The sequence below is a fragment of the Wenjunlia vitaminophila DSM 41686 genome (genome assembly GCF_000380165.1).
Taxonomy (GTDB): domain Bacteria; phylum Actinomycetota; class Actinomycetes; order Streptomycetales; family Streptomycetaceae; genus Wenjunlia; species Wenjunlia vitaminophila.
The window spans coordinates 70,752-76,856 of record NZ_KB904666.1; the positions used below are offsets into that span (position 1 = coordinate 70,752).

Here is a 6,105-nt window from a genome sequence, read left to right on the forward strand (position 1 = left end):
TGGCCAGGTTTGGCCCGGCCCGGCCCGTCGGACGCCGGACTCTACCCCACGGCCCACACCCCCGGCACCGGGTCGGGCAGGGGCGCCAGGCAGCGGTAGACGGCGTCTTCACGGAACGGGAAGCGCCTCTCGACCTCGTCGGTCAGCCGCACACCCAGGCCGGGGGCGGTCGGCGGCGCCAGCACGCCGTCCTCGACCCGGAACGGCTCCACCAGCAGCTCCGAGCGCAACGGGTAGGTGGGCAGGGGCCACTCCGCCAGCCGGCCCCCGGCCGCGAACGCCGCGTGGTAGTTGGCCGCCTGGCACACCGCGCTGCCCCAGCAGTGCACGACGCAGTCCACCCCGTGCTCGCGCGCCGAGTCGAACACCTCCAGCGTCTGCCCCACGCCCCCGACCACGGTGGCGTCCGGCTGCACCAGGTCGTACCAGCCCGCCTCGACCCGCCCGACCAGCTCCGCCGCCGTCGTCACGATCTCGCCACCCGCGACCGGGCAGCCCGCGGCCGACCGCAGCGCGGGGTGGCCGGAGACGTTCGCCGGGCCGAGAGCTTCCTCCAGGAAGCGGACTGGCTGGTCGCTCGCCGCCCGAACGCCCTCAAGGAAGGCCAGCGTCTCCTCCACGGTCTGCCCCGGCTCGGCGAGGTTCTGCGCCATGTCCACGGCGATGCCGATGCCAACGCGCGCGGCCTCCCGCAACGTCCAGGCGGCCTTGGCGACCTCGTGTCCCCTCGCCCGGATCTTGAACAGGTCGATCCCCAACTCCGCCACGGCCGCGATCTCGCACCGCATCGCCAGCGGTGCAGCCGAGTCACCCCCGCTGGCGTACAACCGCAACCCCTCGGGTACCTGCCGGCCGGGGCTCCGATCGCCGAACAACGCGTACGCCGGCACCCCGCGACGCTTGGCCGCCGCGTCCACCAGCGCCGTCTCCACCGCCGACACCACGTGCCGGGCCGCGCCCTGGAGACTCCAGTAACCGGTGATCAGCACCAGGTCGCGATACCGCCCGACGAGGTCGTCGGCGTCCTTCCCGACGAGGTACGGGCTCACCAACTCGACGGTCTCGCGGAAGACGTGGGGCGCGAAGACCGCGAGGTAGCCCTCCCCGATCCCCGTCGTGCCGTCGTCGAGCGTCACCTCGACCAGCCCCGTGGTGCGCCAGCCGGACGGCAGCGCGACCCGCACCTCCATGTTCTCCGCGTCGGCGTACGGCGCGCTCAGCAGCACCGGTCGGATCGATGTGATGGCCGGCATCGGCCATGACCTCCCTAGTAGCCCAGCGACCAGTCAACGACGCCGCCCAGCGGCTCTCCGCCCACGTACCGTCGCCAGTTGTCGGTGAAGATGTCCAGGACACGGGCTGCCTCCTGGTCGGAACCGCCAGCCGTGTGCTGGGTGAGGATGGTGTTGGGGCAGTCCCACAGGGGATGGCCGTCCGGCAGCGGCTCCTGCTGAGTGACGTCGAGCACCGCGCCGCCGAGCCGCCCGGAGTCCAAGGCCGCCACCAGTGCCTCCTCATCGACGACCGAGCCACGCCCGGCGTTGACGAACAGCGCCCCGGGCTTCAGCAGACCGAGCCGCCGCGCGTCCAACAGCCCCCGGGTTCCAGGGGTGTCGGGCAGCAACGCCACCACGACGTCCGCGGACGGCAGCCGCGCCTCCAACTCCTGCGTGGTGCGGATCTCCCCGCTGGTCCGGCCGTACCGCTCCACGGTGCAGCCGAACGGCTCGAGCAGGGCGCAGAGCCGCTGGGAGATCGTGCCGGTGCCCAGGACCAGCACCACGGTGCCGGTGAGCAGGCGGAGCCGGGGCCGCAGTCGGAGTTTGTCCCAGGTGTGGGTGGTGCGGCACCTGACCAGCGTGTCGATCCCCCGTAGGTGCGCGAGTACCCCGGCCAGGCAGGTCTCGGCCACCGGATCGGCGAAGACACCACGCAGGTTGGTCACCGTCAGGCGTCGGCCGAGGGTGCCCCAGTCCAGTGGCAGATAGGCATCGACGCCGACCGAGGCCAGTTGCAGCCACCGGAGCCGTTCCGATGAGCGGACCCACTCGGGAGGGCAGTTGCCCACCGCCACCTCGGCGTCGGCGAAGGCCCGCGCGTCATCGTCGGTGAGGGCCCCCGGCTCCGCGAACCACACGGGACCACCACCGGCCAGGGACCGGACGCGCTCCCGCTCGCCGTCAGCGAGCGCCAACTGGACGTACACCCTCATCGCACCCTCCGGAGCCGAGCCACCGGCCCGCGACATTGAGGGCGCCAAGGCTCCGCATTATGTCAGCCCAGAGGAAGGTCGCCCAGGGCCGGCGGCCCGTGACCGGCGGCGAGTACCCCGCCAACACCGGAATCACCGCCAAGGAGCCTGACCGACAATGGCTCCTGCTATCACTCCCGCGCCTGGCACGCTGCCTTGCAGCAGTCGGGATCACTCACGAGCGAACCGGGCCGTATCGGCCCAGAGCAACGGCACGGCCGAATGCTTCCCCCGCACCCTGCCCGGCTCTGTGAGACGCTCGAACTTCGCACTCCAAGGTGGCAGTCGTTTCCATCTCTCCTGCGTAGGACTGGATACTTCCATCCTTTAGTAGGGGTGCTCAAAGGTGCGTGCGTGCCACCCGCGTTTCGCCGCTCGGCGATGCAGGAGGCAGAGACCAGTAAAGGCCTCCAGATTTCGGAGGCGATCTCCGTTGCGGAGTCCAGTGCCTACTCTGTGCCTCTAAGTGGTCCGAATTTCGACGGAGCGTGATGGTTTCCATTATCCTCGTGCCAGGCGCACTTCGCCGAATGAACAAAACCCTGTCCCTCGTTTAGTAGAAAGAGGGAGCCGTGGGTGATTTGATCTGCCTCGTCGTTGAGGAACGCTCGCCGCTCTTGCTCAGTGGCTCTGTGGATGGCTAGCGTTTCATAGGTGGGCTGCAAGCGCATGAGCTCCACGGCTGGGAATACCACATCGATTCTTGTGGCATACTCCGGATCGTAGCTCCGCAGCAGTAGGGTTGAGTGAGATACCGTGTATTGCCAGACCTGGAAGGTGCGTGCCCAACGAACGAGTTCTTGCACGATTATCTCCTGGATTGACTATAGGTCAGGCTCTGGAACTTCGATCACTTTTCCTTAAGGTGCGATCTTCTCCAATAACTCCGTGATTCTGGGCACAGGAAATCCATAGTCTATCAATTTCCGCCTGCCAGTCCTGCATGCACAGAGGTACGGCAGCATCGGGTTCAACGCCATAGCCAATGACCGGGCGCCACGCATCCGCAAGCGGTCTCGAGGCCTGTTGGATCTGCATCTCCACCACCTCAAGTCCTGCGGATTCGAAAATCAACTTGAGTTCGGCCAGAGCGATTCGTTGCATTTTCTAGCGCCCCGTCCCTGATAGTTGTGTAACTTCCCAGTTCATCCGGTTGTTGATCGCGCCTAGAAGGGGTTAGTCGTCCATGGCGGCCATGTCTCGCATCTTCTGAGGTCGCCGTAGTCCGTCACCTCAACACCCTCTGAGTCGCTCAGCTTCATCGGGCTCGCGCGCAGCATGTGATTTCTTAATTTGTCGGCGAGCATCCGAAACAGGCTCTTCTGTTCTGGGCATGGCGCGATTCCATGTGGGCCGGTCCATGTGTGGGGCCTCCTATCCTGGAGCTCCGATAACGTGGACCACACGTTGTCTCAGCCGGTGCCCGCAATCGTGACTGGCCGATTGCGCTGTCTCATAAATGATCTTAGAGTCAGGCTTCGCAAAGCATCTCGTCCTCGTCGAATCCGAGTTCATCCTCGATGCCCAACTCAATAGCCGCGTACCAGCGCAGGGGACTCGGGTAGGATTCATTGACTGCAATCCTTCGCGCAGCCGCAAATGACTCCTCGGTACCAATGGCCCCTAGCGCTTCGATACACTTCCGACTCAGCGAGGGGAAAGGCATCTCCCCGGGCCATGAATGCTCAAAAATTCTGACTAGTACTGATACGGCACAAGAATCCTGGATCTCGCCGAGGATCTCCACCAAATCCTCACGGTTGACCGGGCTCAGGTCGGAGTCGAGTACCTCCCGGATAAGTTCTCCGAGCCCATTTGGGCGAATATATGCCGCCAGGTTGATGAACCGACCAAACCTAATCCAGTCCCCAGTGGAAATAAACTCACGCAGCCAGCTGACCATTACCTCACGGATCTCTGGTTCGCTGGCGGTAACCCGGCTTACTGTCGCTTCATCGACGGGACCTCCCTCTAGAAGCACGTCCACTTTGCCGATCGCAGCTCGGCTCGCGGGGGGCAAATCTGCGCGCCACTCGTCATAGCAAGACACAATCACGCCACTACATGCAAAAGTCTATGACTAATAATGTTTGAATTAAAAACACAAGCAGAACCAGCCCGGAGGCCAGCGGGCACAAGGACCGATGGAATTCCTCTTTGACACTCACTTGCCTCATGCAATCACAAGGCAGTTGCATATCTACCATCTTGCCCTGGTCGCACGACCCAAACGGAGAAGCGCGGCATCCAACAGCGTAGGCCGATACGGGCATAAAAAATACATGCACGCCGCCCGCCCTAGTGATACTTTCCTGGCCAGGACCTGCTGAATGGTCACTCCGGGGGCTCGCCGATGTCAGACATTTATTCGCTGCACTACTCAGGCGCCGGGCGGAAAGCCAGTACGCCTTCGACGAACTCTCCCGGCGGCAGATAGCGATGCTCCGCGACATAGTGATACACCATATTGGGAGCGATAAGCCAGCGACCATCTCCATCGATCACTCGCACCTCAGCGCTACCAAGGCAGCAGACATTCCCGTCATCCTTTCGTAATATCGGGGGTTCTGCTTTCTCTATGCAGTCCTCAAAGTTGCACGCATGCCACCCACGCGTCACTGCTCGCCGATACAGCAGGCAGAGATCACGGAGTGCGTCAAGGAAGTCTTCTGGGGGAGTGCCTTGCCTAAAGCTTTCAAGACTACTCAACCAGCCGACGTTGAGAGCCACGATCCCCAGTGGGACGGTGCCTGGTAGATAGGCGTAACGCGAAAGGTCCTCAAAGTACGCCATATCTTGTTCACCCTCGCACGTGCAGCCGCTACCGTCAAGATGTCTAGATCATTGCAGAATGCGAGGTGTCAAGGGAATCAACCTGGCGCCCGTAACGATCGGTGCCCGGACATTGCCCGGCAGGCAGCATCGCGAGCCGCGCTTCTCTCGTCACCCTTGCGTCGCCACTCGGTGGAGATATGAGCGTGCATGCGCTGGCTCAGGAGCGGCCTCCGCCCAGCTCCTCTTCTGGTTCGAGCCATTGGACAACCCACTGCCCCTCTCTGAAGAACTCTTGGAGGGAGCCATAGTCCTCCACCCAGTAGTCCCCATATCCATGGCGAAATTCCCTATCGTGCGCGATCAGGATCAAGAAGCTGGGTGGGTCATCCGGCAGCTTCTGAATCTTGACAAACTTTCCAGAGTCATCTCCGGATGAAATTCTACCCACTGTGCCGAGTTGAATCACTGAGACTCCATAAAAAGCGGCGGCAGGCTGCTCGGGTCATTCAACGAGTGGAACGTGGTTGTTGACCATGGACTTCTTGGCTCCTGGTTGATCGAAGATCTCGAAGTGGACATGAGGAACATCGGGCCAGTGATTTCCTTGCAGAGAGTCGGGATCCATCCGAAACTGCCGCAGGCCGTCCGCGCTGCGGAAAACACCGCGATTCTTCCCAAGCTCTCGGTAGCCATCACCAAGGAACCGGTATGCGGCCTCGAGAGCTTCATCAGCCGTCATCGGATGTTGGCTGACGATACTCCCCTTTCCTGTGTGGCCTCGTGTCTCCGTAATCGCGGGGTGCTCGTCTGGGCAGTCTGGTGCGAGTCCGAGGTGGTCGGTCCGGGTGTGGGGGTTGTGGGGGTAGGTGGTGGGGTTGGGTGCGGGGGTGAGNCCGAGGGGGTCGGGGGTGAGGTAGTGGGCGGTGGTGGGGTTGTAGTAGCGGTGGTGGTTGTAGTGGAGGCCGGTTTCGGGGTCGTGGTATTGGCCGGGGAAGCGGAGGGGTGTGTGGGCGGTGGCGTTGCGGTTCCAGGTGGTGGTGCCCCACAGGGTGGTGCGGGTGCGCCAGGTGATGGTGCCT

General features: G+C 63.3%; 4 protein-coding genes and 1 pseudogene. All 5 read right to left on the bottom strand.

What is annotated here, in order from left to right; genetic code table 11:
• Positions 1-41: 41 nt before the first annotated feature.
• Positions 42-1,253 (bottom strand): mandelate racemase/muconate lactonizing enzyme family protein, encoded by a 1,212-nt coding sequence (locus tag A3IG_RS0112540; RefSeq protein WP_018383910.1) that lies wholly within the window; start codon positions 1,251-1,253, stop codon positions 42-44.
• Between the two features lie 14 nt (positions 1,254-1,267).
• Complete coding sequence (locus A3IG_RS29560) at positions 1,268-2,212, bottom strand: D-2-hydroxyacid dehydrogenase (protein WP_018383911.1); 945 nt, start codon at positions 2,210-2,212, stop codon at positions 1,268-1,270.
• A gap of 1,510 nt (positions 2,213-3,722) precedes the next feature.
• The gene (locus A3IG_RS0112550) at positions 3,723-4,238 is read right to left on the bottom strand and encodes a HEAT repeat domain-containing protein (RefSeq protein ID WP_157862293.1); all 516 of its coding nucleotides are present in this window, start codon (positions 4,236-4,238) and stop codon (positions 3,723-3,725) included.
• Positions 4,239-4,627: 389 nt separating this feature from the next.
• Entirely contained in the window at positions 4,628-5,044 is a 417-nt protein-coding gene (locus A3IG_RS36050) for a DUF7919 family protein (RefSeq protein WP_456154800.1), read from the bottom strand.
• Between the two features lie 796 nt (positions 5,045-5,840).
• Positions 5,841-6,105, bottom strand: a pseudogene (locus tag A3IG_RS36055) (RHS repeat-associated core domain-containing protein); the annotation flags it as partial.